The organism is Maribacter sp. MJ134 (genome assembly GCF_003970695.1).
GTDB lineage: Bacteria > Bacteroidota > Bacteroidia > Flavobacteriales > Flavobacteriaceae > Maribacter.
Map to the genome: position 1 here is coordinate 1838246 of NZ_CP034570.1, position 26496 is coordinate 1864741.

Annotated in this window: 25 protein-coding genes; 10 read left to right on the plus strand and 15 right to left on the minus strand. The window is 39.0% G+C overall.

What is annotated here, in order from left to right:
• Positions 1 to 180: 180 nt before the first annotated feature.
• Complete coding sequence (gene lysA, locus EJ994_RS08045) at positions 181 to 1419, plus strand: diaminopimelate decarboxylase (RefSeq protein ID WP_126591985.1); 1239 nt, start codon at positions 181 to 183, stop codon at positions 1417 to 1419.
• 60 nt (positions 1420 to 1479) lie between these two features.
• Positions 1480 to 2013, plus strand: coding sequence for a thioredoxin family protein (locus EJ994_RS08050; protein WP_126591986.1), 534 nt, complete (start codon positions 1480 to 1482; stop codon positions 2011 to 2013).
• An 82-nt stretch (positions 2014 to 2095) separates the two neighbouring features.
• Here the strand turns inward: EJ994_RS08050 and guaB are convergent, their stop codons facing one another.
• Positions 2096 to 3568 (minus strand): IMP dehydrogenase, encoded by a 1473-nt coding sequence (guaB, locus tag EJ994_RS08055; protein ID WP_126593677.1) that lies wholly within the window; start codon positions 3566 to 3568, stop codon positions 2096 to 2098.
• Between the two features lie 528 nt (positions 3569 to 4096).
• Between guaB and EJ994_RS08060 the strand changes: the two genes are divergently transcribed.
• Together EJ994_RS08060 and EJ994_RS08065 are read left to right on the plus strand one after the other, a co-directional pair.
• Positions 4097 to 4534: a hypothetical protein gene (locus EJ994_RS08060; protein ID WP_126591987.1), complete on the plus strand. Its 438-nt coding sequence runs from the start codon at positions 4097 to 4099 to the stop codon at positions 4532 to 4534.
• Complete coding sequence (locus EJ994_RS08065) at positions 4531 to 5232, plus strand: helix-hairpin-helix domain-containing protein (protein WP_126591988.1); 702 nt, start codon at positions 4531 to 4533, stop codon at positions 5230 to 5232. The genes EJ994_RS08060 and EJ994_RS08065 overlap by 4 nt, the downstream gene beginning before the upstream one ends.
• A gap of 61 nt (positions 5233 to 5293) precedes the next feature.
• On the opposite strand, the gene EJ994_RS08070 is transcribed toward EJ994_RS08065, so the two are convergent.
• The 6 genes from EJ994_RS08070 to EJ994_RS08095 all read right to left on the minus strand — a co-directional run bounded on the left by EJ994_RS08070 (position 5294) and on the right by EJ994_RS08095 (position 12925).
• Positions 5294 to 7765, minus strand: coding sequence for a TonB-dependent receptor domain-containing protein (locus EJ994_RS08070; protein ID WP_126591989.1), 2472 nt, complete (start codon positions 7763 to 7765; stop codon positions 5294 to 5296).
• Positions 7746 to 9110, minus strand: a complete 1365-nt coding sequence (locus tag EJ994_RS08075) for an HTTM domain-containing protein (protein ID WP_126591990.1) — start codon at positions 9108 to 9110, stop codon at positions 7746 to 7748. The genes EJ994_RS08070 and EJ994_RS08075 overlap by 20 nt, the downstream gene beginning before the upstream one ends.
• Complete coding sequence (locus EJ994_RS08080; protein ID WP_126591991.1) at positions 9110 to 10237, minus strand: imelysin family protein; 1128 nt, start codon at positions 10235 to 10237, stop codon at positions 9110 to 9112. Before EJ994_RS08080 ends, EJ994_RS08075 begins: the two co-directional genes overlap by 1 nt.
• Positions 10238 to 10338: 101 nt before the next feature.
• The gene (locus tag EJ994_RS08085; RefSeq protein ID WP_126591992.1) at positions 10339 to 11631 is read right to left on the minus strand and encodes a DUF4856 domain-containing protein; all 1293 of its coding nucleotides are present in this window, start codon (positions 11629 to 11631) and stop codon (positions 10339 to 10341) included.
• Between the two features lie 186 nt (positions 11632 to 11817).
• Positions 11818 to 12066 (minus strand): hypothetical protein, encoded by a 249-nt coding sequence (locus EJ994_RS08090; protein ID WP_126591993.1) that lies wholly within the window; start codon positions 12064 to 12066, stop codon positions 11818 to 11820.
• 352 nt (positions 12067 to 12418) lie between these two features.
• Positions 12419 to 12925 (minus strand): ferritin, encoded by a 507-nt coding sequence (locus EJ994_RS08095; protein WP_099573765.1) that lies wholly within the window; start codon positions 12923 to 12925, stop codon positions 12419 to 12421.
• Between the two features lie 173 nt (positions 12926 to 13098).
• Between EJ994_RS08095 and EJ994_RS08100 the strand changes: the two genes are divergently transcribed.
• The gene (locus tag EJ994_RS08100) at positions 13099 to 13455 is read left to right on the plus strand and encodes a hypothetical protein (RefSeq protein WP_126591994.1); all 357 of its coding nucleotides are present in this window, start codon (positions 13099 to 13101) and stop codon (positions 13453 to 13455) included.
• On the opposite strand, the gene EJ994_RS08105 is transcribed toward EJ994_RS08100, so the two are convergent.
• Both EJ994_RS08105 and EJ994_RS08110 read right to left on the minus strand, forming a co-directional pair.
• The gene (locus tag EJ994_RS08105; RefSeq protein ID WP_126591995.1) at positions 13452 to 14318 is read right to left on the minus strand and encodes a hydroxymethylglutaryl-CoA lyase; all 867 of its coding nucleotides are present in this window, start codon (positions 14316 to 14318) and stop codon (positions 13452 to 13454) included. The genes EJ994_RS08100 and EJ994_RS08105 overlap by 4 nt on opposite strands.
• Before the next feature lie 45 nt (positions 14319 to 14363).
• Positions 14364 to 14984 (minus strand): LysE family translocator, encoded by a 621-nt coding sequence (locus EJ994_RS08110; RefSeq protein ID WP_126591996.1) that lies wholly within the window; start codon positions 14982 to 14984, stop codon positions 14364 to 14366.
• A gap of 206 nt (positions 14985 to 15190) precedes the next feature.
• Between EJ994_RS08110 and EJ994_RS08115 the strand changes: the two genes are divergently transcribed.
• Together EJ994_RS08115 and EJ994_RS08120 are read left to right on the plus strand one after the other, a co-directional pair.
• A complete protein-coding gene (locus EJ994_RS08115) occupies positions 15191 to 17254 on the plus strand; it encodes a T9SS type B sorting domain-containing protein (protein WP_126591997.1) in 2064 nt (687 codons plus the stop codon).
• Positions 17255 to 17293: 39 nt separating this feature from the next.
• Complete coding sequence (locus tag EJ994_RS08120; protein ID WP_126591998.1) at positions 17294 to 17710, plus strand: Dabb family protein; 417 nt, start codon at positions 17294 to 17296, stop codon at positions 17708 to 17710.
• Between the two features lie 130 nt (positions 17711 to 17840).
• Here the strand turns inward: EJ994_RS08120 and EJ994_RS08125 are convergent, their stop codons facing one another.
• Positions 17841 to 18884 (minus strand): quinone-dependent dihydroorotate dehydrogenase, encoded by a 1044-nt coding sequence (locus EJ994_RS08125; protein WP_126591999.1) that lies wholly within the window; start codon positions 18882 to 18884, stop codon positions 17841 to 17843.
• 77 nt (positions 18885 to 18961) lie between these two features.
• Complete coding sequence (locus tag EJ994_RS08130; RefSeq protein WP_126592000.1) at positions 18962 to 19417, minus strand: hypothetical protein; 456 nt, start codon at positions 19415 to 19417, stop codon at positions 18962 to 18964.
• Between the two features lie 64 nt (positions 19418 to 19481).
• Between EJ994_RS08130 and pepT the strand changes: the two genes are divergently transcribed.
• Positions 19482 to 20708 (plus strand): peptidase T, encoded by a 1227-nt coding sequence (pepT, locus tag EJ994_RS08135; protein ID WP_126592001.1) that lies wholly within the window; start codon positions 19482 to 19484, stop codon positions 20706 to 20708.
• A gap of 5 nt (positions 20709 to 20713) precedes the next feature.
• Positions 20714 to 21310: a YdeI/OmpD-associated family protein gene (locus EJ994_RS08140; protein ID WP_126592002.1), complete on the plus strand. Its 597-nt coding sequence runs from the start codon at positions 20714 to 20716 to the stop codon at positions 21308 to 21310.
• Between the two features lie 8 nt (positions 21311 to 21318).
• Here EJ994_RS08140 and EJ994_RS08145 read toward each other — a convergent pair whose 3' ends face one another.
• From EJ994_RS08145 to nusB, 4 genes are all read right to left on the minus strand, one after another.
• Complete coding sequence (locus EJ994_RS08145) at positions 21319 to 22668, minus strand: Gfo/Idh/MocA family protein (protein ID WP_126592003.1); 1350 nt, start codon at positions 22666 to 22668, stop codon at positions 21319 to 21321.
• Between the two features lie 93 nt (positions 22669 to 22761).
• Positions 22762 to 23049, minus strand: coding sequence for a preprotein translocase subunit YajC (gene yajC / locus EJ994_RS08150; RefSeq protein WP_126592004.1), 288 nt, complete (start codon positions 23047 to 23049; stop codon positions 22762 to 22764).
• Positions 23050 to 23072: 23 nt separating this feature from the next.
• Positions 23073 to 23543 carry a DUF1573 domain-containing protein gene (locus tag EJ994_RS08155; protein WP_126592005.1) on the minus strand — a complete coding sequence of 157 codons (471 nt, stop codon included), beginning with the start codon at positions 23541 to 23543 and terminating at the stop codon, positions 23073 to 23075.
• Between the two features lie 48 nt (positions 23544 to 23591).
• Positions 23592 to 24539 carry a transcription antitermination factor NusB gene (nusB, locus tag EJ994_RS08160; RefSeq protein WP_126592006.1) on the minus strand — a complete coding sequence of 316 codons (948 nt, stop codon included), beginning with the start codon at positions 24537 to 24539 and terminating at the stop codon, positions 23592 to 23594.
• A 170-nt stretch (positions 24540 to 24709) separates the two neighbouring features.
• Between nusB and EJ994_RS08165 the strand changes: the two genes are divergently transcribed.
• Positions 24710 to 26461, plus strand: a complete 1752-nt coding sequence (locus EJ994_RS08165) for an ABC transporter ATP-binding protein (protein ID WP_126592007.1) — start codon at positions 24710 to 24712, stop codon at positions 26459 to 26461.
• The last annotated feature ends 35 nt before the right edge of the window (positions 26462 to 26496 follow it).

Sequence of the window (26496 nt, forward strand, 5' to 3'; positions counted from 1 at the left end):
AAAGATGGTATAAAATTAAAGTAATTTTCTTGATGAAAGTACAAATCCGCTCAACTTGGAACAAGAAAAGCTTTAGAAATAATTGTTGCAATTATAACATTTTGTTTTTTTTATCAATTTTTGAGCATTTTTTTTGTGAGTATACCTTCAGTGACCTAGATTTGTCAAAAACCCTTACGCATGAAAAATTCGGACCTACTTCAAATTGCCGAAACCTACGGAGATCCTGTTTATGTATATGATTCCGCAAAAATCATCTCACAGTTCAAAAGGTTGACCAAAGCATTCAGCTCGGTTAAAAATCTGAAATTAAATTACGCTGCAAAAGCGCTTTCTAATATTTCCATTCTTAAACTGATGAACAGTCTAGGCAGCGGTTTGGATACCGTTTCCATTCAAGAAGTGCAATTAGGTCTTTTGGCCGGTTTTAAACCGGAATCTATCATATTCACGCCTAACGGGGTTTCTTTAGAAGAGATTGAAGAGGCTGCAAAATTGGGGGTTCGTATAAATATCGATAACCTCTCCATTCTAGAACAGTTTGGAAGCAAGCATCCTGATATTCCTGTGTGTATTCGAATTAACCCACATGTTATGGCGGGGGGTAACTCCAATATATCTGTTGGCCATATAGATTCTAAGTTCGGAATAAGTATTCATCAAATTCCACATCTATTACGAATCGTAGAATTAACCCAGATGAATATCAACGGAATACACATGCATACGGGCAGCGATATACTTGATATTGACGTCTTCCTGTACGCATCGGAAATCCTATTTGAAACAGCAAAGAATTTTAAAAAATTAGACTTTATTGATTTTGGAAGTGGGTTTAAAGTGCCTTATAAGGACGGTGATATTGAAACCAATGTAGAAGAATTGGGCAAAAAACTAAGCAAACGCTTCAATGAATTTTGCAAAGAGTACGGAAAGGAACTGACTTTAGCTTTTGAACCGGGTAAATTTTTAGTAAGTGAAGCAGGATTCTTTCTTGCCAAGGTAAACGTAGTAAAACAAACTACTTCTACGGTCTTCGCTAGTATCGATTCCGGTTTTAACCATCTCATTCGGCCCATGCTTTATGGAGCTTCTCATTCAATCATAAACATATCCAATGAAAAAGGAAGGGAACGCTATTATTCTGTGGTAGGCTATATTTGCGAAACGGATACTTTTGCGAGCAATAGACGTATCAACGAAATATCCGAAGGTGACATTCTATGCTTTAAGAATGCAGGAGCATACTGTTTTACGATGGCTAGCAACTACAATTCCAGGTTTAGACCGCCAGAGGTGCTCTGGCATAACGGACAAGCCATTCTCATTAGGGAAAGGGAAACTTTTAATGACCTCATCAATAACCAAGTGGACGTAAAAGACCTTTTTGATGTTAAGGAACCTGCCAAAGTAAAATAAAGCTTTTAAAAAATCGTTAGTTTTGGTATAGTTGTTGGACTAATTGCTCAAAAATATACGATGATAAAACATAAGGCTTCCTATAAAAATTACGTCATACTTTTAGTCATTGCGCTCAGTACAAATTTTGCTGCAGCCCAAGAGGTACAATGGTTAAGTTGGGACGAAGCTGCAGCACTTGCCGCAACAGACAAAAATCCTAAAAAAGTATTTATCGATGTCTACACGGATTGGTGCGGATGGTGCAAAAAAATGGATAAGGATACTTTTCAAAATCCAGAAGTTGCGGAATACATGTCCAAGAACTATTATATGGTAAAATTGGACGGCGAAGGTAAAGAGCCCATAGAGTTCAAGGGGAAAACCTATAAATTTGTTCCTTCTGGAAGAAAAGGATATCACGAGTTTGCTGCAACATTAATGCAGGGTCGCTTAAGTTATCCTACCACAATATTCTTGGATGAGGAATTGAATATGCTTTCTCCCGTATCAGGATATCAAAAACCGGAACCTTTTCTGAACATTGCAAAATACTTTGGAGAAAATATCTACAAGGACAAAGATTGGAAAACCTACGCTGCCGAAGGAAAATAATCTCCGACATGACATAATATTATAACTAAAAGCCGAGTGGGAACACTCGGCTTCTTTATATACTTAGCTAAAAATGGCTCTTTTATCTACTGTAATTAGGAGATTCCTTTGTAATGGTGACATCGTGTGGATGGCTCTCATTAATACCACTTGCCGTTATTTTTACAAACCTTCCATTTTCCTTTAGGTCGTTCACATCTTTAGCGCCACAATAGCCCATCCCTGCGCGCAGACCACCCACAAACTGGTGAATACTCTCGAACAAATCCCCTTTGTAAGGAACCCTGCCGACAATACCTTCAGGGACTAACTTCTTAATGTCATCTTCAACATCTTGAAAATATCGGTCTTTACTTCCTTGCTTCATAGCTTCAACAGAACCCATTCCTCGGTAAGACTTAAATTTTCTACCCTCATAAATGATAGTTTCTCCGGGAGATTCTTTAGTTCCTGCTAAGAGAGAACCTAACATTACCGTATCGGCGCCAGCGGCGATCGCCTTTGGAATATCTCCTGTATAACGAATACCACCATCTGCAATTACGGGAACCCCTGAACCTTTAATGGCCGTAGCGACCTCTAAAACCGCAGAAAACTGTGGAAAACCGACTCCTGCAACAACCCTTGTTGTACAAATGGAACCTGGACCAATACCCACCTTCACGGCATCGGCACCCGCCTCCACCAAGTATTTAGCAGCTTCACCCGTTGCAATATTTCCAACAATGACATCAAGGTCCGGAAAGCGTTCCTTAACCTCCTTTAAGACGGAAACCACTCCTTTGGTATGACCATGTGCCGTATCTATTACAACTGCATCGACCCCAGCATTGACCAAAGCTTCTGCCCTATCCACGGCATCGCCCGTAACTCCTAAAGCGGCAGCCACTCTTAAACGTCCGTACTTGTCCTTGTTGGCATTGGGTTTCTGCGTAAGTTTCGTAATATCCCTAAAAGTGATGAGACCGACCAGCTTATTGTCCATATCTACCACAGGAAGCTTCTCTATCTTATGGTCCTGTAATATATCCTCTGCCTCAGAGAGTGAGGTTCCTTCTGCGGCAGTGACCAAATTTTCAGATGTCATCACCTCAGCAATAGGCCTTTCGTTGTTTTTCTCAAAACGTAAGTCCCTATTGGTGACGATACCGATCAATTTTCCTTCTGCATCCACTATGGGAATACCACCGATACTATGCTCTTTCATATTGGCCTTGGCATCACTTACCTTAGAATTCAAAGGCATCGTAACAGGGTCCAAAATCATTCCGCTTTCCGCTCGCTTCACTTTTCTGACCTTTATCGCCTGTTGTTCTATGGTCATATTTTTATGTAATACACCAATACCGCCCTCTTGGGCAATGGCAATAGCCATGCTGGATTCGGTAACCGTATCCATAGCCGCGGAAACGATAGGAACATTAATGGTAATGTTCCGTGTAAATTTTGATTTTATACTGACTTCCCTAGGAAGCACTTCAGAATATGCCGGGACCAAGAGTACGTCATCATAAGTTAGACCTTCTCCGAGAATTTTGTTTAGGTGAGCTTCCATTGCAATTAAGGATTTAATTGCGTGCAAAGATACTCTTTTTACTTCAAGAAATGAGAAAACCAGGTATTAGAAGACCAATATTTTGTTGATATGGATGCCTTGCATACGTTCATTGGATGCGCTGTAGTTGGTATGGTCCGTAAAAAAAGAAGACTACAAGTGTCGTTCTAGCCAAAGAAAATTCTTGAACCAAGCAATAGGAAGTAAAATGAATACAACAATAAAAGCCATCAAGACGATATATATTCCTTTGGTTAAAGAGGTAAACGTTTATCTAGCAAAAGTTCAAAAGCTCAACATTAAACCAATAAAGCTAGGTGTTATGCTTGTAGTAGCTATCCATAGTACACACTACACTATCCTAATAGCAACTGATATTAACGGTCATTAAAAGCAATATGTCCTAGGTAATAACAATTGTCTTTAAGTAATGGGAAAAGAAAACTCATTTGAACTTGCAAACATTATTTAGAATTCATCTAAATAATTTTCATAACCCATTATTCATCCTTAATTTTGCCAAAGGCAATGAAGACACAAAAGGATACATTTGAACAGCAGCAACAAAAACAGCTCATTTTTGCTACGTTCGTTTTCATGCTGTTGGGTGTTGGTTTGGAATTATATCTTCTAAGTCATTATGAAGACACGCTACAAAGAATACCCCTATTTTGTATTGGCAGTGCCATTTTGGTCCTTATCATACTACTATTCAAAAGGTCTTCTTTTGTAATAACCTTGTTCAAAGTTATTTTGGGTTGTACGGCACTAAGCGGTATCTATGGCACCTTTCTGCATTTAAGGGCCAACTATGAGTTTGAAATGGAAATGAAGCCTAATGCCCGTGATTGGGATTTATTTATAGAAAGTTTATCAGGCGCTCTACCTACCCTTGCCCCTGGGAGCATGATCCTATTAGCATTAATCGGTTATTCATATATATTACTACTAAAACAAAAACAATGAGACATTTTTTAAAATTGACATGCAGTTTAACACTATTGGCCATTATGGTTTTGGCATGCAAAGAAGATAAAAAAGACAAAAGCACCGAAGCTGCAACTGCGGAACAAGAAGCATCGGCCACTGAAGAAGTTCAGGAAGTTACAAAATCGGAAATGACAACTGTGTTAAATGCCAATTTGGCTACGGAGGAAGATTTGAAAGCTATTGGCATATCCGACGAAATGGTTGAAAAAATTGTAAAAAGTAGACCGTTTCTCACCATGACGGATTTTAATAGTTTGTTCGGTAGCGAGGTAAATACCTCCGAATTGTACAAAAAAATGTTCGTGCCCTTCAATTTAAATACTACTGCGGAGGCCGATTTTAAGATGATTCCAGGTGTTGGTGACCGTATGGCACATGAGTTCGAGGAATATAGACCTTATGTATCTTTAGCTCAATTTAGACGTGAAATAGGTAAATATGTTGATGAAACGGAGGTGGCTCGTTATGAAAATTATGTATTTGTTCCTATTGAGTTGAACACGGCATCGGAAGAAATGATTTTAGCCCTTCCAGGTGTTGGAAAACGTATGGCTCATGAGTTCGAGGAATATAGACCTTATAAGAACATGGCACAGTTTAGAAAAGAAATTGGCAAATATGTTGATGATAAGGAATTGGCCAGACTGGAACGTTTTGTTTACTTAAAGCAATAACAAACACTACAATTACGACCATAGTTTAGAAAGCCTCAATCTTGGGGCTTTTTTATTTGTATTACAGCTTTAGTTGCAAGGTGGTATAAAAGGTTCGTGGTTCCGAAGGAATTATTCCAGGTCCCGGGTATCCCGTAGCCCTACGTGTAAAATAGCTATTGTTCAATACGTTATTGATTCCTGCCTCTAGCTTCCATTTTTTGTAACTGTAAGACAAGGAAAGGTCTAATATATCGTATGCGGGAATTTCTCCCTCGATACCACGTTGATTGTCGTTAGTATCCTGTAGTGCATTGGTCGCGTCTGTAAATTGATTGGACAAGTAGGTGTATTGCAAACTGCCCAATAGATTACCAAATCCAAAATTCAATCCCGTTTTCAGGTTGACATTCGGGATAAACTCTACTTGATTACCTTCTACATTGGTTTCTTCAGAGGATAGGTATTCAGAATTGGTCAAGGCCAAATTCAAGAAATAATTCAGTTTTAACTTCTCTTTCGATGGTAAGAACGTTTCCTTTAAACTCCAATTGGCAAAACCTTCCAATCCGTACATAAAAGCGGTTCCTATATTACCGCGGAAACGAACGATACGTCCAGTTTCTACCTCTTCACCGGCAGCATTGGTCCTGGTTTCACTTTTCAATACCTCTCCCAACCTGTTATCGTACAACAACCCGAATGCACTCAAATCATAAGACAGAGCATCTTTTATTCTACCTCGCAGTCCTAAATCAGCCGTAAAACCATCTTCATCCCCAATATTTTCATCTACCTGAAAAGAAGGGTTCACCACCCTAATATCACTAAAGGTTACCGACCGGTAGTTTTGGGAAAAATTTCCATATAACTCCGTAGTTGGGGTCACCTTATACGTAGTGCCTAGTCCCAATAAAAGAAAAGTTCTATCGAATATTCTGTTATCGTCAATCTCTTCGTTCAATAGTGGATTACCTGCCAAATCCAAAACAACATTCCTAAAGCTACCAATACTTTCTGTTTTTATATGTTCTAACCTAAATCCGGGCGTTAGCGTAAACTTTGGGGTAATATTAAAAATGTTCTCCCCGAAAAAGGCTAGATTAAAATTGGGGAAATCAAATTGAGATTGCCGTTCGTAATTGGGGAAGGCGTCATCGGCAAAATTGAAATCGGCATTGGAAGCATTTGTTCCAGGTCCCTGTCTTTGATTATTATCCGTCTTATATATTTTTGAACCAAGTAGCAAGGCTGACTCCGTACCGCCTAGTTTATATCTCGTAAGCACCCGTGCCTCTGCACCCCAATTTTTAAAATTATCAATCAATAATTCCCTTGGTTCCTCAGGGTCATCTGGCTGGGAAACACGGTTGGTCCTAAAACCTAGTGCACTCCTTGAAGCATCCAATCCAAAGATGTTCAAACTAAAATCCGTCTTATCAGAAAATTTGTGATCTAAACGCAGGGAATATAATTTCCAATCTACATCAAACCAGTTTCTGTCCCTGTTGCTAAAGGTTGGATCTGCGATGAACTGAGCATCCGTTAAGCCTCCTGGTTGTTTGGCCAAGTAATTCAGGAAAGTGGTCTCTAAGGTGAGCTTGGTCCTATCCGTAAGTTGGTATCCTATATGGGCAAAATAGTTTCTACTGTTATAATCGGAGTTTGGTCTAAACCCATTTCCTTCCTTATAATTAATGTAGGTGTAATAGCTAAGTTTACCTACCGTACCGCTTAGACTATTGAAACTGGTCCTAAGGTTATAGGAACCCAAGGTTTGCCTACTTACCCATTCTATTTTTTTGGTAGTACTTGGTTTTTTGAATTTAAAGTTCACCAAACCACCGAACTGCGTGCCGTATTGTAAGGATGCGGCACCTCTTACAACTTGAATTTCTTCCAGAGCTTCCGCGGGTGGCGTATAGTAACTTTCTGGGTAGCCTAGAACGTCCGCACTAATGTCGTAACCATTTTGTCTCGTATTGAAATTTGCGGTTCTGTTGGGGTCCAATCCCCTACCACCAATGTTAAGTTGAAGACCGGCATCGCCATTATCGTAAATATTAAGACCTACCACCTGACTGTAAATCTGTCGAGGATTATTGGCAGCTAAATTTCCTGTAATGCCATCAAGCAGCACTACTTCGCTCTTTTTACCCGCATAGATTGCTGTACCTTCTACCTTTTTAAGTTGTTTTAAAGCAAAAACCTGTTCTCGCTTCTGTGTGAGCACTACTTCAGAAAGATTTTCCGCCTGCAGTCTTTGTAATATGATATCCAAGGAAAAAGGCTTGTCAAAAGTCAATTCTTTTTCCAATACTTCATATTCATAGGCAAAAACTACAATAGAATACTTACCACCGGGTATATCTCCAAACGTAAAAACTCCATTAGCATCGGTCATTTCCAAACGTTCCAATTCACGCAGATATACCTCCACATCAGGGAGTGGTTTACCTTCCTCGTTCGTGATACTTCCTGATATACTTAGTTGACCCCATACCGGGAAAGTCATTAACAATAGCAGTAATCCACTAAATTCCTTTAATCTCATCCTTAAATGGTATAATCCAATCTTTATGGGCAAAAGAAGCCTTCTCCTTGGTTAAATCCCTATCAGGATCTATATATCTTGTACTTAATCTACCGTTTAAACTTACTTGACAGTCCGCATAGACAGCCACTTGCTTATGACCGTCCTCTTCAAAATGCTCCTTTAGCATGTGTGCGTATTCTAAAATGAAATCTGGTTGAAATGCCATTTGCTTTTCCTGAAATGGTGTTAAAAAGTCTGAATTATTTACGTAAAACCATCTATTGGTCTCAGCATCGACCACTTTAAACTGGGCATACCCAGATTTCTCCATGAGCATTACCCTCCACGAAAACCGATACCCTTCTTCCGTCCAAAATAATTCTCCCGGATATAATAGATAGCGGAAAGGAACTGTTAACTGAAGTATAAAAAAAAGAACTACGACCGAATACTTTAAGGAAGCCAACCCCATGGTATTTTCTCTGAAGACCTTCTGATTGTTAAACCGAGAAGTATTGAATCTGAGTAGGCGCCCGATATAAGCAATTATCTTGTGATGAAGGCCATTATCAAAAAAGATAAGTGTAGCAATAATCATAATATAGGGGAACATTCCTATAGGGAAAAGTACGCGTGTAAGTACATGAAAAACTACTACTAAAATGAAAGCATAGGGGCGTGTTCTTTTTGACAATAACAAAAATGGAATAGCTAAATCATAGATTGCTCCCGTCCAGCTAAAAGCGTAGTGTACCCATTCTTCACTCAACAGATCACCGATCAATGGAATATGGAACTTAGACGGAAGCCAAATTTTCAAGGGCATAGCTTTGAATAACCAATCGGAGTTCAATTTTGCCAAACCTGCGTATACATAGACAATTCCCAGTAATAGTTTTATACTGTTTATGGTCCAAGCGGGAATGTATTGAAAGGCTTTTTTAGGGTTTCGTGCTGCATCAACTGAAAAGTATGCCTGTGCAGGAAGAAAGATCATTAAAAAACTTAAGATACTTATAAAATAATAATGATTTAGGTAGGTGGTCTTATCCATTAGCTCGATGTAGGTAAAGCTTAAAAAGAAAACGATAATAGATATTCTGTACCGATAACCTAATGCCACAAAAAAGGCCGAAATCCCACAAATTGCGAAAAGCAAATACGTATAATCACCGATGGGTTTTACCCACTCAAAACCATAATAGGAAAAAAATAACTTGGGCTGTATGTACAATTTATCAATCCACCCGTAGCTCCAGAACCTAATAATACTTATAAGCATCATTAAACCGAATAAAATACGAAAGACCGCCAAAGGGGCGGCCTCCGTAGGAGCTTTTATATGTTTAGCTACAAAGGTCATTAGTCGCCATCGGCATCAACAAAATCGATACTAATACTCATGGACGAAACCATATCTACTTTTAATAAGGGCACCACTCTTTGTACCTCATCGTAAGCCAAGAGCATATTGGTAGGTGGCGTATTATTTTCAATTTCGGTCCTAAAGGGAGCTAAACTACTTACCATGTTCCTTGCCGTATTGAACTGATTGTTGATAAGCGCTTTCAAATCTTCCCCATCCTTCACCGTATTGAGGACATCTAAATAGGAAGCCAAACTTTCCCCTGAAGCGCTGGAACCATAGTGCTTACCGTTAAAGAAATCCTGTACAGCGCTTAATCCTTCTAAAAACAGGGTATTGGCGATTTCCTGTTCGTAGTAGCCTTCAACATTTTCAGGCAATGGACTGCCCGAAAAAACACCCAAGGGAATACCCATTTTACCTGCTCTGAGGAATTTTTCGTAGTAAAATATATAATCGTTGACCATACGGTCTACGGATGCCGTAGCCGAAGCACCATCATTAGCCACAAAAGTATCCCTATAACCCGATTTCCATTCCGCAAGAACACCACTGGAAAGTAGGGTCATATCGTTGAGGACGTCCTCCATATAAGAAAGCAGGGCATCTTTGTCCGCAGTATTGAACTTGGCCACGATAGCCGCATCAGTAGTATCTAAACCGTTAATCAGGTAATCTAGCGCCGGAAAACCTTTAGCATCTCTATTGGAAGATAATGAAAGGTCATATGCCCCTGATGCAACATAGGCATCAATCTTTTCCGGGTCCGTGGGATAGATATTAAGATTTAATCGAAGTCCAACCGTTTCGGCCGGTCCTATTTCAAACATGGAAACACGTTGCCATGTTTTGTACGCCGCGAGCCATGCCGCACGCAAATCTGTGAGATTGGCTTCACTGGACGCTCCTTTGAATAATTCAAAAGATGCATTTAAGGCGGCCATGTCACCATTAAAAGCTTCATAAGACGGAATAATAATGTTATCCGCCCAGTTCACCAACATGGCACTCCTTTCAAAATTTACCTCAGCACCTGGATTTATAACAGGTTCTTCTCCCTCATTATCGGTAGAACAGGCCCAAACCAGGCACAGAAAAAACGCAATTCCAAAAATCCTCTCCATAGCTTATTTTTATTTATTCTAATTAAAAGCGAAAATAAAAAAAGCAACTCATTCTAGATAAGGAAAGAGTCACTTTTTTTATCAACATAACACAACTCAAACTATTCTGCAGCTTGTTCTAAAGTAAACTCAAATCTATCGGCAATGGCCGCTGCCAGACTATCCAAGGTAGCCAGTTCTACGTCCCAAAGTCCGTTTGCGCCATCGTCCATTAAATCAACCAAAAAGGCATCTACCTCAGATTTAGTGAAATAAGGCTCATTGGAACTTGGTTTTCTTGTAAACTGAAGGCTATAAATAAATCCGTAACCTTCGGATAAATCATGAAAAGCTGTTCCGTATGCCGGGCTTTCCTGATCTAATGACACTTTAGCTTGTTGCAAGTAGAAGACAGCTCTAATCCCAATTACTTCAGAAATTTTCTTTCTTAGAATTGCTGCCTGCGAATCCCTAACATCGTATTGTTTGGCAACAATAGCCGCTCTTCCTAACTTAAATGCTTGGAAAATTTCATCCGCTATACCGGCGAAGTCATCATCGCCTTCTACCCTACCGATATACTTGTTCAAAAAACTATCCGCACCTAAATCAGCATTTGGATTTGCAGCATCCGCATTTAAACCATAAGCATAACCATAAGCCTCATCCCACTTATGCTCCATGTTGGTATAGGTCTTACCCTCAGCAGGTGTACCGTTATCGTTATCAGCTATATTTTCGCCGGCATCCAGAACGGCTGGACTTAAATAATTATTCAATAATTGGTCAGCGGTTAATGCGCCGATTAAACCTTTTGTCCATAGTTGGTCGTATTCCAATCCTTTTTCATTTACATAACGTGTGGATGCTCCATCGGGTAGTTGGCCCGCCATTCCAGCAGATGCCGCTACGTTCCAATTTGGAAAGACCTCCTCAGCCTGAGCCGTCAACCACTGGTCAAAATCTGCACGTATCAAAGCCTGGTCGGTGGCATTAGAGGAGAAGAAATCTGCGGATGCAGCCGTTTTACTTCTCATATTTTTATCGGAAGCATTTAATTCTGCATCTTCAAAATTCATATCACCCATTGCGTGGGCGTACATGGCCAATAATTCATTCGCCGTCATCATGGGGTTCTTTAATGCACTTACAATTTCATCGCCCATCTTTAACCGAGTAGTCTGACCGGAGAAACTGACCGTACTCTCACCGTTTCTAGAAAATAGATAGGTGGCAGGGTTTTCAATGGCAGTTTCGCAAGGTGCGCAGGAACCGCCACAATCAATACCGGTTTCATCACCGTTCATTACTCCATCAGAGCAAGTTGCTCCTATGTCTCCACCATTATCATCCGACTCGCATGAGGTCAATAGTAATCCTCCAACTATAGCTACTGCAAATACAATTCTTTTCATTATTAGGTTTTTAAGTTTATTTAGACTTGTTTTAAATAGAGCAACAAATCTAAAACCTAAAATGACAACGGACAAGCTTATTTGTATTAAATCTAAATAAAATTAAAAATTTAACACTTGGGCTATGGCATAAATAAAAATAGGACTCCTCCGGAGTCCTATTTTTATTCAATGATGTTTGGAATATTATGCAGTAATGTTTTGAGGAGCCCAATGGTTGCAAGACATCCCAGGTGCAGCTTTTTGAGGGTTGGCGCAGTCGCTTGCTTCAAAGCGAACGCAACTAACACAATTCTGCTCCGTTTTTAATGCTGCCTTCATTTCAAAACTGTCACAAGTGTAACTGTTACCCACTTGCACACCATGTTTTTTGCAGGTATTACCTTCAACTAAATTTTCACAATTGATACAACTATTTCCTAATCTTATAGACATAACATTTTTTTATTTATTATACTATAAAACTACGTGAGAAACCAGTTAGAACCAATACAAATAACTGATATCCAATAATATCTATTTAGATTATATTAAAATAAAAGAAATTATTGTTTTAGATTTTGGGGCAGCGTTTGCAGTTATTCTTACCCTTTTTTTTATACTTTTTACAGCACTTCTTTTTCTTACCCACGGCAGTACAATCGCCACAATTAGAGTCGATAACCAAACAAGGAGTCATAAAAAATGCTGTCTTCATTATTTTTATTAAATCTAAATAACAACAAAGCTACTAAAAAAAGACTTCCAATTGGAAGTCTTTTTTGAAAACTTTTACAGACACTGTTTGCTATTCCTCAGCATCTACCGATAGGGCTATGGCATTAATGTCCCTGTCAAACATATAATGCCCGGATTTATCGTCTCCGATGATGTTCAGCTTATCCAGAAGTGTTCTGGCTACGGCTTCCTCCTCGAGTTGTTCCGTAACATACCACTGCATAAAATTATGGACATTGTAGTCTTTCTTATTTAAACATTCGAAGATAACGTGATTGATTTGCTCCGTTACGAACATTTCACTCTTTAAGAAATCGGCAAATAATTCATTTAGGGATTCAAAGCTTTCTTTGGGTTTTTCTAAAGCCGGTACTATTACCTTTCCACTACGTTCATTTACAAATTTTACCAATTTAGTCATGTGAACACGCTCTTCCTCCGATTGCTTGTAAAAGAATTCTGCAATTCCGTTGTATCCTTGAGCATCGGCCCATGAAGCCATGGCCAAGTAGTGCATGGACGCGTTTGCCTCATATTTAATCTGGTCGTTTAACAGTGCTTCTATAGTCTTGTTCATCCTTATCGCTTTTTACAAATTTAATGAGCTTTTATTGGGTTTTATTCAATTATGACTTTTTTTTCCAATGGATTATCTCTTTAATCCCCGTATACAAGAATATCAAATTATTTTTAATCATTCTAAATAAGAATAGTATTTTTGACAAGCAATATAAATTTTACCCACACAAGATGACAGATGTAAACCTCTTATATGTCAACTCATTTGGAATAGCTTTCGAATGGCCTACCGCACCGAGTTATACAACGAAGAAAATTCAATTGGTCTTTAGAGATACTGGTTTAATGCTGAGCAAAGAGGAATTATGGCAGTTTCTAAAGAATATTCAGCACGCCAAACGCTCCAGTTCGCCATGCGCCGATTGCAGCGCAAAGCACTCTTGTAGGGCATTATTGGTAGACTCTCCCTTTACACAAGTTTCCTTTGCCATGAACGTAGAGGAGCTAAAAGCTATGAATGACTTGGTAAAAGGCACCTTATTTCACCTAGATTTGGAAAATTTACTCGATGATATATTAAGAAATTAATGGTAGGCACCGAATAACTCGGAAGCCTTATTATAGGCCGCTTCAAAAGCCAGCCAATTCACCCCTGTGCGTGCTTTTTCGGCGGTAAAATACGATAACATTTTTTCGGTTGGCATATTACCTGTAAGCTCGTCCTTGGCCATTGGACAACCACCAAATCCTTGAACGGCACCATCAAAACGTTGACATCCCGCTTTATAAGCAGCATTGACTTTTTCATGCCATTTTGTGGGGGTCGTGTGTAAGTGAGCTCCAAATTCTATATTTGGATATTTCGGAATGAGATTTGAGAAAAGATAAGTAATGGTCTCAGGATCCGATGTACCCACGGTGTCCGACAATGATAAGATCTTAGCGCCCATACCCGCCAGTTTTTCTGTCCATTCTCCAACAATATCCACATTCCATGGGTCTCCATAGGGATTTCCGAAACCCATGGATATATAAGTTACTACTTCCTTATTGGCCGCGTCCGCAATATTGAAAATTTCTTCTAGCGTAACGACAGATTCGGCCACAGTCTTGTGGGTATTTCGCATCTGAAAGTTTTCCGAAATAGAAAATGGAAATCCTAGGTATCGTATTTCCGGATGTAAAGCAGCTGCCTTTGCCCCTCTAACATTCGCTACTATGGCCAGCAACTTGCTTGTAGTTCCGGATAAATCTAGCTTTGCCAGGACCTCAGCCGTATCTACCATTTGCGGAATGGCCTTTGGCGAAACAAAACTTCCAAAGTCTATGGTATCAAAACCACAGCTGAGCAAAGATTGAATGTACCTCACTTTCTTATGCACAGGTATAAAGTCTTTTATGCCTTGCATTGCATCCCTGGGACATTCAATAATCTTTACCTTTTCGGACATATTGTAAAAGTACAAACTCAAAATCAAGTTTAAGTTTAAATTTGCTCAACCTATCAACAAGTAGATAGCTATTCCCACAAAAACAATAATTTGAAGCCACTTTAATACAGCTCCTGTTCTAGCATTTTTCTTTAGAAAATCAGCTATAGAAGCAGCTAAAAGAGCTATTCCACAAAAAACGAAAGAAGAGACCAGAATAAACAAAAAGCCTAGAACATAAAATTGTACCACGGTACTCAATTCTTCTGAGAACAAAAAGCCAGGGAAAAATGCTAAAAAGAAAATGGTCACCTTAGGGTTAAGTACGTTCATAACAAACCCCTGCTTAAATAAGGCCAAAAGCCCTTTCTTATTGCCTTTACCATTGCCCAAGGAAATGGCCTCATCCGAATTTAAAACTTGCCATGCCAAATACAAAAGGTATAAGGCTCCAAAAATCTTAATCGCATTAAACACAATGGGGTTATCCTTTATTATTATGGATACCCCAAATGCCAATAAGCTCGTATGGACTAAACAACCCGTCATAAGCCCTGCGATAGTGGCTAAACCATATCGTTTACCATTGGTCATACTCTGTATTAACACAAAAATATTATCTGGTCCGGGTGATAGGGCCAAGGCCGCCGTTGCGGCACAAAAAGGAAGTAATAGCTCTAAATTCAATACTCGTTGATTAAGACCGATAAAATACGAATTACCACCTATATCCAAGGAGTAAGCCTGACTATTTTTCTATTTAAATACCTCGTATATTGTTTTCATCTGAAAAAAAATCACTCTTAACTTATAAAATAATGATAAGTCCAAAATAGTTTTTATATTCCTAGCTAACGAGAAATCGCAAAGATTACTTTTGCCCTAGACCAGAAATGAAAAAAGCGGTATTACTCTTATTGCTCACCACCCTATCTTGTTATGGTCAGTTCCAAGTGGACACTGGTCTCTCGGAAGAAGAGCTTATACGAGATATCCTTGTAAATAGTAGCTGCGCGGAAACCTCTAACTACACTTCCTATACCGGCACGGATTTCGGGGTAAACGGTATAGGTTACTTTAATTCTAACGGAGCAAGATTTCAATACAGGGAAGGCATCATTTTATCCACAGGTAATGCTGCCGATGCAGTGGGCCCTAACGATCAAATCTATACTACTGGAGATACGGACTGGCCAGGAGATAATGATTTAAGATCAGCAACGGGAACAGGAAACCTTTTTAACGCCTCCTATATACAATTCGACTTTGTGCCAAGCACCAACAGTATAAGCTTCAATTTTCTGTTCGCCTCGGAAGAATATTCCGATAATTTTCAATGCACGTTCTCTGATGTATTTGCTTTTATTCTCACCGATGCGAATGGAATTTCTTCCAATCTAGCAGTTATTCCTGGTACTGATTCTCCTGTTAGTGCTACAACTATACGACCCGGAGTTGAAGATGCCTGTGAACCTGCGAATGAGGATTTTTTTGGTGGTCTGAATGGCGAGAATTCTGGAATTTCATTTTTTGGACAAACGAAAAGCTTAGTTGCATTCTCCGAGGTAAATCCTGGAGAAAATTACACGATTAAACTTGTAATTGCCGATAATCTAGACGCTGATCTAGACTCCGCTGTTTTCCTCGAGGCCGGTAGTTTCTCCATAGATGTTAGTTTGGGAGAAAATAGAACGGTTGCCAACGGCAAACCACTCTGTATCGGTGAAGAACTAATACTGGACGCTACTTCACAAGGAGCGCAAAGTTACGTTTGGTATAGGGACGGAACACAACTAATGGCATTCGACGATATTCCTGTCATAACCGTGAATGATGATGGATTATACGAGGTAGAAGTGGTATTTTCAGCAGTATGTATTTCAAACGGAGCAATTGAAATAGAATATATTGAACCACCGCTGATAGCCGAGCAACCCTTGGATATAAACGCCTGTGATTTGGACGGGAACGATATTGAGCCTTTTGATTTTACGGCGAATAGAAACAGGATTTTAGGAAATCAAAATGATAGAATCTATAAAGTCTACTTTTTTGAAACACAGGAAAATGCCGAAAATCTCGAAAACAACATCACGCGCACCAGCCCTTACTTTGGAACCGAAGAAACCAAAACTATCTTTGCTCGCATATCTTCTGGTGAAAGTTGCTATGAAATTACTTCGTTTGAAATTTTCCTTCGAAAATTAGAATTTGTCTCTCCGCTAGCTGAAGAGTATCCCCTATGTTTGGATGAAGATAACAACCCCTTGACACCCTTACCGTTATTAGATACCGGATTGGCGACATCAGACTACAATTTTCAATGGTACAAAGATGTCGTTAGGGAAGAAAATAGGATACCCAATGCTACAGCGAACAACTATAGTCCAACCACTCCAGGTACTTATTTTGTAGTCTTAGAAAATTTACAATTTGGTTGTGAATTCACGATTTTCACAAAAGTTGTTCCTGTTAGTCCTCCGACCCTTTTTGAAATCGTTCCCCTGAACGACCTGTTCTCTGGAAACAATTCCATAGCTATTGAGGTCGAGGGAGGTAATGAATATTTATTTGCAGTTGACGATTCTGATTTCACTACTAATTTCAGGTTTGATAATTTGGAAGCAGGTGAACACATAGCATATGTTACAGATACTAGGAATTGCACTGTGTTGTCCCAACCCTTCTTAGTGGTTGACTACCCCAAATTTTTTACTCCTAATGGTGATGGAACCAATGATACATGGAAAATTATTGGATTGTCAGAAATTGAGAATGCCCAAATTTATATCTACGACCGCTTTGGAAAGCTACACTTTCAATTTAATGATGAAGATGGCTGGAACGGAAATAGCAACGGAAAACTCTTACCATCCTCAGATTACTGGTTCAAAATTAGTTACACGATGAACGGAGAACAAAAAGAATTTAAAAATCATTTCTCTCTAAAAAGGTAGTTATCTTTCTTTATCTTTCACAAAAGCAAATAACGCATCATGAAAACCTTAAAAATTACAGGAGCATTAGTCCTTCTATCAGTACTTACAATGTCATTTTATTCATTTGAGACTACTAATAAAAATAACCAGATAACCCATATAAGCGCGGATAGTGTATTAAGACATGTGGTTCTTTTTAAATTCAAGGATGGCACTGCTCCAGAAGATATCAAAAAGGTTGAAGACGCCTTTAGCGCCTTACCCAGCAAAATACCAGAAATCAAGGGCTACGAATGGGGAATCAATAACAGTCCGGAAAGCCTTAATAAGGGATTGACCCACTGTTTTTTCTTAACTTTTGAAAATGAAGAAGACAGAGGTATCTATTTACCACACCCGGATCATAAAGCGTTTGGTGAGGTTTTAGGGCCGCATTTAGATGATGTGCTCGTATTGGACTATTGGACGAAGTAAAATGATTGACTCCTTCTACTAAGCAAAAGGAGAGGGTTGATGTGAGGAAAGTAAACTACCTTGGGTATACCCTAGGCGGCGCCAATAAATAGACGAAAACTTCTTTTATGACTTCTTACAGCGTTGAGATTTAATCTTGCACATCGGCTAAAATGGCCTTGTTTATTTTTTTAATTAGACCCGGACCTTCGTAAACAAATCCAGTCCATAATTGAATTAGGTCCGCACCGGCCTCTAATTTTTCTAGAGCGTCTTCTGGTGAATGTATGCCGCCTACGCCAATTATTGGAAACGCCTTATTACTCCTTTCAGACAGAAAACGAATGACCTCCGTGCTTCTATCTTTTAAAGGTTTTCCACTTAGACCTCCGGCCTGTTCCACTAAAAATAAGTCCGATTTAAGATGGGCTCTAGATATTGTCGTGTTCGTGGCGATGATTCCATCAATTTTAGTGCTTGCCACGATAGTGATGATATCCAGTAATTGGTCATCCGTTAAATCGGGAGCTATTTTTAGTAAAATCGGCTTTCGCTGAACACTTTTTTTAAGTGCATATTTATCGTTCTCTTTTTGAAGTTCCTTCAATAATGCCGTGAGTGGTTCTTTGTCTTGCAATTCCCGTAAACCTGGGGTATTCGGTGAGCTTACGTTTACGACAAAGTAATCCACATGATCAAATAATGCATCAAAACAAATGAGGTAATCCTTAATGGCCTCATCATTGGGAGTCACTTTGTTCTTGCCTATATTACCCCCAATAAGTACGTTGTGCTCTTTTTTTAATTGCTCAACAGCATCAAAAACACCATTGTTATTGAAGCCCATTCTATTGATAATAGCTTTATCTGCCTTGAGTCTGAATAATCTCTGTTTTGGATTTCCATCTTGGGGCTTGGGTGTTAAGGTTCCTATTTCAATAAAACCGAACCCAAAATCCGACAGCTCATTGTATAACAAGGCATTCTTATCAAAACCTGCGGCCAAACCTACAGGATTTTTAAATTTTAACCCGAATACCTCTCGTTCCAATCGTACATCTTCATGCGTAAAGTGATTTTTTATAAGTCCGGAAAGACCAATTTTTGAAGCAAACTTAATGAGGGAAAAACTTATATAGTGCACCCTCTCAGGGTCCAATAAAAAAAGAATTTGGCGGATAATTAGTTTATACATAAAGCATAGTGAACTACAAAAATACAAACTGAAAAGTAAACGAACCTTCTATAGCAATCACAAAAATCAGATGTACATTAATCCTTTCTTGTAATGCTATCATTATAAACCGTTGGCACTACTATGAAAGGGGACCGAGAAGCCTCTTTACAGAGTTCCAGATAAAGCTCGTACTGCTTTTCGTTAAAGAGCCGTAGCACTTTTTTATCTATGAACGCCTGTATCATCTGCATGCTATCCATGACCGCTTTATATTTATCAGCGAGTTGACCTAATTCTGTTGGTGTGCTTTGTGGATGCCGTTGCATGATATTTTCTAATTGATTATTTAGAATTTCATTTCTATATTTCAATTCCGCACCAAAATTTACCAGATTCTCTTGCTGCATTTCATTCATTTGAAAAATAGTAATCAATGTTTCGTCCTCTGTTATACCTACCCCCAGAACACAATCGGCTTGGCTTCTAAGATCAACAGAAAAAAGCATAATCAATAGTAAGTAAATAAGAACACTACATTTTTTATGTATCATCTAGGTAATTTAAAACTAAGCTAAAATACAATTTATAACCCTATTTTTGATTAAAACACGACCTATGCAACAACTTATTGACCGTTTTATAAGCTATGTGAAAATTGATACACAAAGTGATCCTAACTCGGAGACGACACCGAGTACGGAAAAGCAATGGAACCTTGCCCACAAACTAGTTGCCGAGCTTGAAGCAATTGGCATGCAGGACGTAAGCATAGATGATAACGCCTATATCATGGCCACCTTACCCAGCAACATTACGCAGAAGGTACCCGTAATCGGGTTCATTTCTCATTTTGACACCACACCCGATTTTTCCGGGACCGATGTTAATCCACAGATTATTAGAGATTATGACGGTAAGGACATCATTTTGAACAAAGAAGGAAATATTATACTCTCACCAGATTATTTCGAAGATTTACTTCAATATAAGGGGCAGACGTTAATTACAACGGACGGCACCACCCTTTTAGGGGCCGACGACAAAGCGGGGATTACGGAGATAATAACCGCTATGGAATACCTCCTTCAACACCCAGAAATAAAACATGGTACCATTAGGGTAGGTTTTACCCCTGACGAGGAAATAGGTAGAGGCGCACATAAGTTTGATGTAGCAAAGTTCGGTGCTGCATGGGCCTATACTATGGACGGTAGCCAAATAGGTGAATTGGAGTATGAAAATTTCAATGCCGCTGGCGCGAAAGTAAGTATTACAGGGAAGAGTGTCCACCCTGGTTATGCAAAAGGTAAAATGGTCAATGCCTTAGGAATTGCAAATGAGTTTTTGGGGAGACTACCCAAAAACGAAACTCCTGAAAGAACCAGTAACAGGGAAGGTTTTTTCCATGTTTATGAACTCCATGGAGAGATAGAAAAAGCCAACATTGAACTCATAATTCGTGATCATGACCATGGTAATTTTCTAAAAAGAAAAGAATTACTAAGGGAGGTTACAGATCAATTGAATAAAGATTACAATGACTGCATAGAATTGAAAATAGCCGACCAGTATTTTAACATGCGCGAAAAAATTGAACCTGTGATGCATATTGTAGACATAGCAAAAAAAGCGATGGAGCAAGTTGGTGTTTCGCCCATTATTAAACCCATTCGTGGTGGAACGGATGGGTCACAACTTAGTTTTATGGGCCTCCCCTGTCCCAATATTTTTGCCGGTGGTCATAATTTTCATGGAAAATATGAATACGTTCCTGTGGAAAGTATGCAGAAAGCGGTAGAAGTTATCGTAAAAATTTGCGAACTTACTGCTAAAGAAAAATAAGTGCAGTGGATAAATCCGAAAAAATAGAAGCCTATTACGAGGAAGAACACCTCTTTAAAGAGGCCATAACCCAACTCAGGGAATTGGTAATAAAAACCGATTTAGAGGAAACTTTTAAATGGATGTTTCCAACCTATACGTTAAACGGAAAAAACGTACTGGCGATCTGTAAATTTAAAGGGCATTTTGGTATTTGGTTCTTTAACGGCGTGTTCTTAAGTGACAGCAAGAACGTGCTGGAGAATGCCCAAGAAGGTAAGACCCAGGCAATGCGCCATTGGAAATTTAAATCTAGGGACGAGATAAAAGAGAAAATGGTTTCCGCCTACATTAATGAGGCCATTGAAAACGAAAGAAAAGGCATACGATTGGCCCCCAAAAAGAAGCAAGCTATTGTTGTGGTCTTGCCAAAGGAACTCAAGATTGCCTTTGAAAATAATCCAGACCTCAAGAAGGCTTTTCATACGCTATCCCCATCCCGACAAAAAGAATATGCCGAGTATATCAGCGGAGCCAAACGGGAACAGACCAAAGAAGCTCGCTTACTTAAAATACCCCCGATGATTCTAGAAGGAAAGGGACTCAATGATAAGTACCGATGATTCTGTCATTACAGTGTTGGCAGCTTCCAACCGTTGTGATATTTTGCGCTTAATAATTGATTCGCTAATTCATTTTTAAATTTGCCTGAGGCGGCGTCCCAATAAATCCTATCACCTGTTTTAAAGGCAACATTACCCATATGCGAAACTAAAGCAGCATCATAACCAACCTTTATGGGTGCATTTAATTTGGCAGTATCTCTATTCTTTACTGCATCAATAAAATTGGCAGTATGTAAATCAAGCCCATTCGCTTCGCCCCTACTATATGTGATGGCCTTCATTTTTGGAATACCTTCTTTATCCCATCCTTGAAATTCTTTTTCAGGAATTACTTCCCATCCACCTCTATCCAAAACCAATGTTCCGTTATTGCCTATAAAGGCAATGCCGTGATTACGCCCGTAATTACCTCCATCAATTCCTGTAGCATGTTCCCATAATATGGAGAACCCATCATATTCATAAACGGTTTGAAGGGTATCCGGTGTTTCAGATGCATCATTCGGGTAAGCAAATTTTCCGCCTAAAGCCATAACGGATTTAGGCGTACCCACCTTCATTCCATATAAGGCATAATCAATTAAATGAACACCCCAATCTGTCATTAAACCTCCGGCATAATCCCAGAACCATCTAAAATTAAAATGAAATCTATTTACATTGAATGCACGTTGAGGAGCAGGTCCTAACCACATCTTATAATCTACACCTTTTGGTATTTCGCTATCCACCGTAACAGGCACTGGTTTCATCCAGCCTTGATACGCCCAAGCCTTAGCAAGGCGTATTTCACCCAACTTACCCGAATGTACATAATTGATGGCATCCACAAAATGAGGCTGACTTCTTTGCCATTGCCCAACCTGAACCATACGGTCGCTTGCCTGCACATGGCCCAACATTAGGTTTGCCTCCTCGACCGAATTGGCAATAGGCTTTTCACAATATACATCCTTACCTGCCTTTAGGGCGTCTGTTAATTGTAAGCAATGCCAGTGGTCTGGAGTACCGATTATCACTACGTCAATATCCTTATTTTCCAGTAACTTTCTATAGTCGCTATACCATTTCGGTTTTTTAATACCCGCCTTTTCCAAATCTACCGTTCTGGAGCGTAATACGTTCTCGTCTACGTCACATAATGCAATTACATTAGTGTCGTTCATTTTAAGGACGGATGTTAAATCCGAAAAACCCATGCCCTTACAACCGATTAAACCAACATTTATAGTGTCATTGGGGCCTAATTTTCTGCGCATAGCCCCTAATAGCTCCATTGGAAAAGTAAATGAGGCCCCTGTTAGAGCTAAGCCTGCCGCACCTTTTCGAATGAAATCTCTTCTACTATTTATCATCTTTATGTTCTTTGTGGTTATAAGTTAAAAAAATAAGACATAAAAAAAGCACCAATGTTTCCATTGGTGCTTCACTTCTGCTGCGCTGCAACATTATTTTTTAACGGGAGCGGCTAGTTTTCTGCTCATCTCCATAGATATGGCGGACCTATCGAACTTTAATTTTCCGGCCATTGTTTCAATGACACAGGAAGCATCCTTATCGTTCAAATCTACAACCTTACCGTGTAGTCCACTTTTCGTTATTACGCGATCACCACGTTTTAATTCCGCCGAAAATTTCTTCTCGTCCTTTTGTCTTTTCATTTGCGGTCTTATCATAAAGAAATAAGCCACAACGAAAATTAAAATCATTGGAAGAAACTGTCCTATATCACCCATTTGGTAGCTATTAAATTTTAAAATTATTTAACAGGCCCAAGTGGCGCTGCTCCTTTTGGGTTAACAAAAGCTTTGATTCTTAAAAGCTCAGAACCCTTTTCTGTATTTGCGGTCACTGTAATGGTCTTGGTAACCTGATTTTGACCAGACCCATTAAATTTCACCAATAACTCACTAGATTCACCAGGAGCAATTGGTTCTTTTGGCGGGTTTGGTACTGTACAACCACAGCTACTTTTAGCATCGGTAATGATTAGAGGGGCGTTACCAGTATTGGTAAATTTAAAAGCCGTCTCTTGTGGAGTACCTTGCTCAATAGTACCGAAATCATGCTCGGCTTTTTCAAAGGTCATTACCGGAATAGCCTTAGCAGCTTCATCCCTAACAGCTGCTTCCGCAACATTATCAGTGTTAATTTTACTTGAGGCATTTTCTTTACAAGAGGTGAATGCGAACAAGGAAATCGTACAAATTGCAACTACTATCTTTTTCATTATTTAAGGTATTTATTTTTTAATTAAACGTAAAATTAGAAAAATATTTTATAACAGCCCTCTACCCATCTTATTCAGTTTTCCTTCGGCCTTATATTCTTTAGTTAGCTTGTCTAGAATACCATTGATAAAAATACTGCTTTTAGGTGTTGAATATTCTTTGGCGATTTCTAAATATTCGTTAATTGTTACCCGCTCCGGTATCGATGGAAAATGGAGTAGTTCGCAAATGGCCATTTTAAGTAGAATGGCATCCACATCGGCAATACGGTCCTTGTCCCAATTGGGTGTTTTACCCTCTATCTCCTTCTCTAAAGCATCGTTCTTAAGCAATGTTTTAGAAAGAAGTTGATTGGCAAAATCCATATCCTCTTTATCTTTCAACAATTTGGGCGTAAAGTAATCCGGCTTCTGTTGTGCTTTTGCCTTCTTAAACAAACGAACGATAAAGGTATTTACAATGGGGATATCATCTATCCAAGTAAGTTTATCATCCTCAAAATATTCGTAAATTTTGTCGTTCGGGGCAATGACCTCTTTAAACAATTCTATAATAACTTGCTTATCGGACTCGTAGCTGTTATCGTTAGAGTTCATATAGTTCTTGTAAATGGTACTTTCTAAGATAGCATTATAGATGAGCTTTACATATTCCTCGTTAAGGTACCAGTTATCCAGTTTTCTATTGGTCAATTCTTCCTTTAAAGTCTGGCTCTGAATGAGTTGAAGTAAGAGTTTGTTCTTTGTAAATTTCAACTCGTCTGGGAATGCCGTTTCTTCTGTATTCAAGTATTTCTTGGAAGCTAAATCTATTTGATTTGCAGCACGTTGGTGAAGTTCTATAAAAAGACTTAACCATAACAAGTATAAACTGTACGTATTAGCTATACTAACTTTTAAAAATTTCTCCTGTTTGGGCAAGGAGTCGTCTTTTGATTGAATTAGGGCATAAATGCATTGCATTACTTTTACCCTAATGTGCCTTCGTGTAAGCATGTGAAAGAACTGTTGTTTTATGATTGATTTTCGCAGGGCAAAAGTAAGCATCTATTCAGACTGCCACAAAAGCATTAGCATTTATCTTAGGTATTTTATAACATTCGATTCTTTATCAAAAACTTATCTTTGGCAAATCTTAAATCAGAATTTTGCAACCGTAGGCTTTAATGAAGGAACTTAAGCATCTTAATAAATACTTCAAAAAATATTGGCTTAAACTCCTGGTAGGAATTATAATCACCATTATTGCCCGCCTTTTTCAACTCGTAATGCCTTCTTACGTCAACAAGATTATTTCCGTTGTTGAGCAATTCATAAGAGAAGAACTGCCCACCGCCACCGCAAAGGAGCTTTTACAGGAATACATTCTTATCATTGTCGGAGCCGCATTACTTTCTGGTTTTTTCACTTTCTTAATGCGACAGACCATTATTAATGTTTCCAGGTATATTGAGTACGACCTGAAAAATGAAATTTTTGATCACTATCAAATTTTAAGCCTCAACTTTTATAAAAAAAATAGAACAGGTGATCTAATGAACCGTATAAGTGAAGATGTTAATCAGGTACGTTTGTATGCCGGTCCTGCAATCATGTACGGGATGCAGACCCTTACGCTTTTCGCCTGCCTTATTCCATTAATGTTCATTAAAGCACCAACTTTAGCTGCTTATACGCTGTTACCCTTACCTATTCTTTCGGTTCTCATATATCGTATCAGTAAAATTATCCATAAAAGAAGTACTATCGTACAGGAGTACCTATCCTCCCTATCCACGTTTACGCAAGAGGTATTTTCCGGTGTTTCCGTAATTAAGGCCTATGCTTTAGAACCTCAGACGAACCGGGAACTAAGTGATTTGGCCAATGAAGGCAGGGAAAAGAGTATGAGCTTGGCTAAAGTAAACGCATGGTTCTTTCCTCTTATGATATTACTTATTGGCATTAGTAATATTCTGGTCATATATATCGGTGGTAAGCAATATATAGACGGGGAAATAGGTGTTGGTCTAATCGCAGAATTTATCCTTTATGTAAACATGCTAACATGGCCCGTGGCCATTGTTGGGTGGTTGACCTCTATCGTTCAAAGAGCGGAGGCAAGTCAAAAAAGAATAAATGAATTTTTGAACGAGTCATCAGAATTAAACACGGACAATGCCATAACACATGAAGTTAAGGGGGATATTGAGTTCAAGTATGTCACCTTCACTTATGAGGATACGGAAATAACAGCGTTAAAAAATCTTTCCTTCCATATTAAGCAAGGAGAAACTACGGCAATTATCGGTAAAACCGGTTCGGGGAAATCAACGATATTAGATTTGGTTGCGCGGTTGTACGATGTTACTTCTGGAGAAGTTCTGATAGACGGTATTCCTATTAAAACAATGAATGTAAGAAATCTCAGGGAGGCCATAGGTGCTGTTCCACAGGATGCCTTTCTATTTTCCGATACCATTAAAAACAATATTAAATTCGGAAAGCATGATGCTACGGACGAAGAAATTATAGCCACGGCCAAAAAAGCGGTCGTACACGATAACATCATCGGTTTTTCCAAACAGTATGAAACGGTATTAGGAGAAAGAGGAATTACCCTAAGTGGTGGACAAAAACAACGCGTGTCCATTGCCCGTGCTTTGATGAAAGACCCCCAGATATATCTTTTTGATGATTGTCTCTCGGCGGTGGACACCGAAACAGAAGAGGAGATATTAGCGAACCTGAAAAAGGCCTCGAAAAACCGGACTACACTGATTGTAAGCCATAGGGTTTCTTCTGCTAAAAACGCTGATAAAATATTGGTTTTGGAAGATGGGAAGCTTTTGCAAGAAGGAACACACGAGGAACTAAATGCTATCGACGGCTACTATAAAGAGCTCTATAATAATCAGCTTTCCGAGAAAGAAAACTAGAAAATTGTTGTTGGATAGCGTTTTTTTTTTCATTT

Coding starts and splice junctions, on each gene's coding strand:
- yajC (WP_126592004.1), bottom strand. CDS start 23,049: ATGGGTGATATAGGACAGTTTCTTCCAATGATTTTAATTTTCGTTGTG.
- EJ994_RS08120 (WP_126591998.1), top strand. CDS start 17,294: ATGAAAACCTTAAAAATTACAGGAGCATTAGTCCTTCTATCAGTACTT.
- lysA (WP_126591985.1), top strand. CDS start 181: ATGAAAAATTCGGACCTACTTCAAATTGCCGAAACCTACGGAGATCCT.
- EJ994_RS08145 (WP_126592003.1), bottom strand. CDS start 22,668: ATGATAAATAGTAGAAGAGATTTCATTCGAAAAGGTGCGGCAGGCTTA.
- EJ994_RS08090 (WP_126591993.1), bottom strand. CDS start 12,066: ATGTCTATAAGATTAGGAAATAGTTGTATCAATTGTGAAAATTTAGTT.
- EJ994_RS08065 (WP_126591988.1), top strand. CDS start 4,531: ATGAGACATTTTTTAAAATTGACATGCAGTTTAACACTATTGGCCATT.
- EJ994_RS08125 (WP_126591999.1), bottom strand. CDS start 18,884: ATGTATAAACTAATTATCCGCCAAATTCTTTTTTTATTGGACCCTGAG.
- EJ994_RS08070 (WP_126591989.1), bottom strand. CDS start 7,765: ATGAGATTAAAGGAATTTAGTGGATTACTGCTATTGTTAATGACTTTC.
- EJ994_RS08115 (WP_126591997.1), top strand. CDS start 15,191: ATGAAAAAAGCGGTATTACTCTTATTGCTCACCACCCTATCTTGTTAT.
- EJ994_RS08105 (WP_126591995.1), bottom strand. CDS start 14,318: ATGTCCGAAAAGGTAAAGATTATTGAATGTCCCAGGGATGCAATGCAA.
- EJ994_RS08075 (WP_126591990.1), bottom strand. CDS start 9,110: ATGACCTTTGTAGCTAAACATATAAAAGCTCCTACGGAGGCCGCCCCT.
- EJ994_RS08130 (WP_126592000.1), bottom strand. CDS start 19,417: ATGATACATAAAAAATGTAGTGTTCTTATTTACTTACTATTGATTATG.
- EJ994_RS08100 (WP_126591994.1), top strand. CDS start 13,099: ATGACAGATGTAAACCTCTTATATGTCAACTCATTTGGAATAGCTTTC.
- EJ994_RS08085 (WP_126591992.1), bottom strand. CDS start 11,631: ATGAAAAGAATTGTATTTGCAGTAGCTATAGTTGGAGGATTACTATTG.
- EJ994_RS08050 (WP_126591986.1), top strand. CDS start 1,480: ATGATAAAACATAAGGCTTCCTATAAAAATTACGTCATACTTTTAGTC.
- pepT (WP_126592001.1), top strand. CDS start 19,482: ATGCAACAACTTATTGACCGTTTTATAAGCTATGTGAAAATTGATACA.
- guaB (WP_126593677.1), bottom strand. CDS start 3,568: ATGGAAGCTCACCTAAACAAAATTCTCGGAGAAGGTCTAACTTATGAT.
- EJ994_RS08060 (WP_126591987.1), top strand. CDS start 4,097: ATGAAGACACAAAAGGATACATTTGAACAGCAGCAACAAAAACAGCTC.
- EJ994_RS08080 (WP_126591991.1), bottom strand. CDS start 10,237: ATGGAGAGGATTTTTGGAATTGCGTTTTTTCTGTGCCTGGTTTGGGCC.
- EJ994_RS08165 (WP_126592007.1), top strand. CDS start 24,710: ATGAAGGAACTTAAGCATCTTAATAAATACTTCAAAAAATATTGGCTT.
- EJ994_RS08155 (WP_126592005.1), bottom strand. CDS start 23,543: ATGAAAAAGATAGTAGTTGCAATTTGTACGATTTCCTTGTTCGCATTC.
- nusB (WP_126592006.1), bottom strand. CDS start 24,539: ATGCTTACACGAAGGCACATTAGGGTAAAAGTAATGCAATGCATTTAT.
- EJ994_RS08095 (WP_099573765.1), bottom strand. CDS start 12,925: ATGAACAAGACTATAGAAGCACTGTTAAACGACCAGATTAAATATGAG.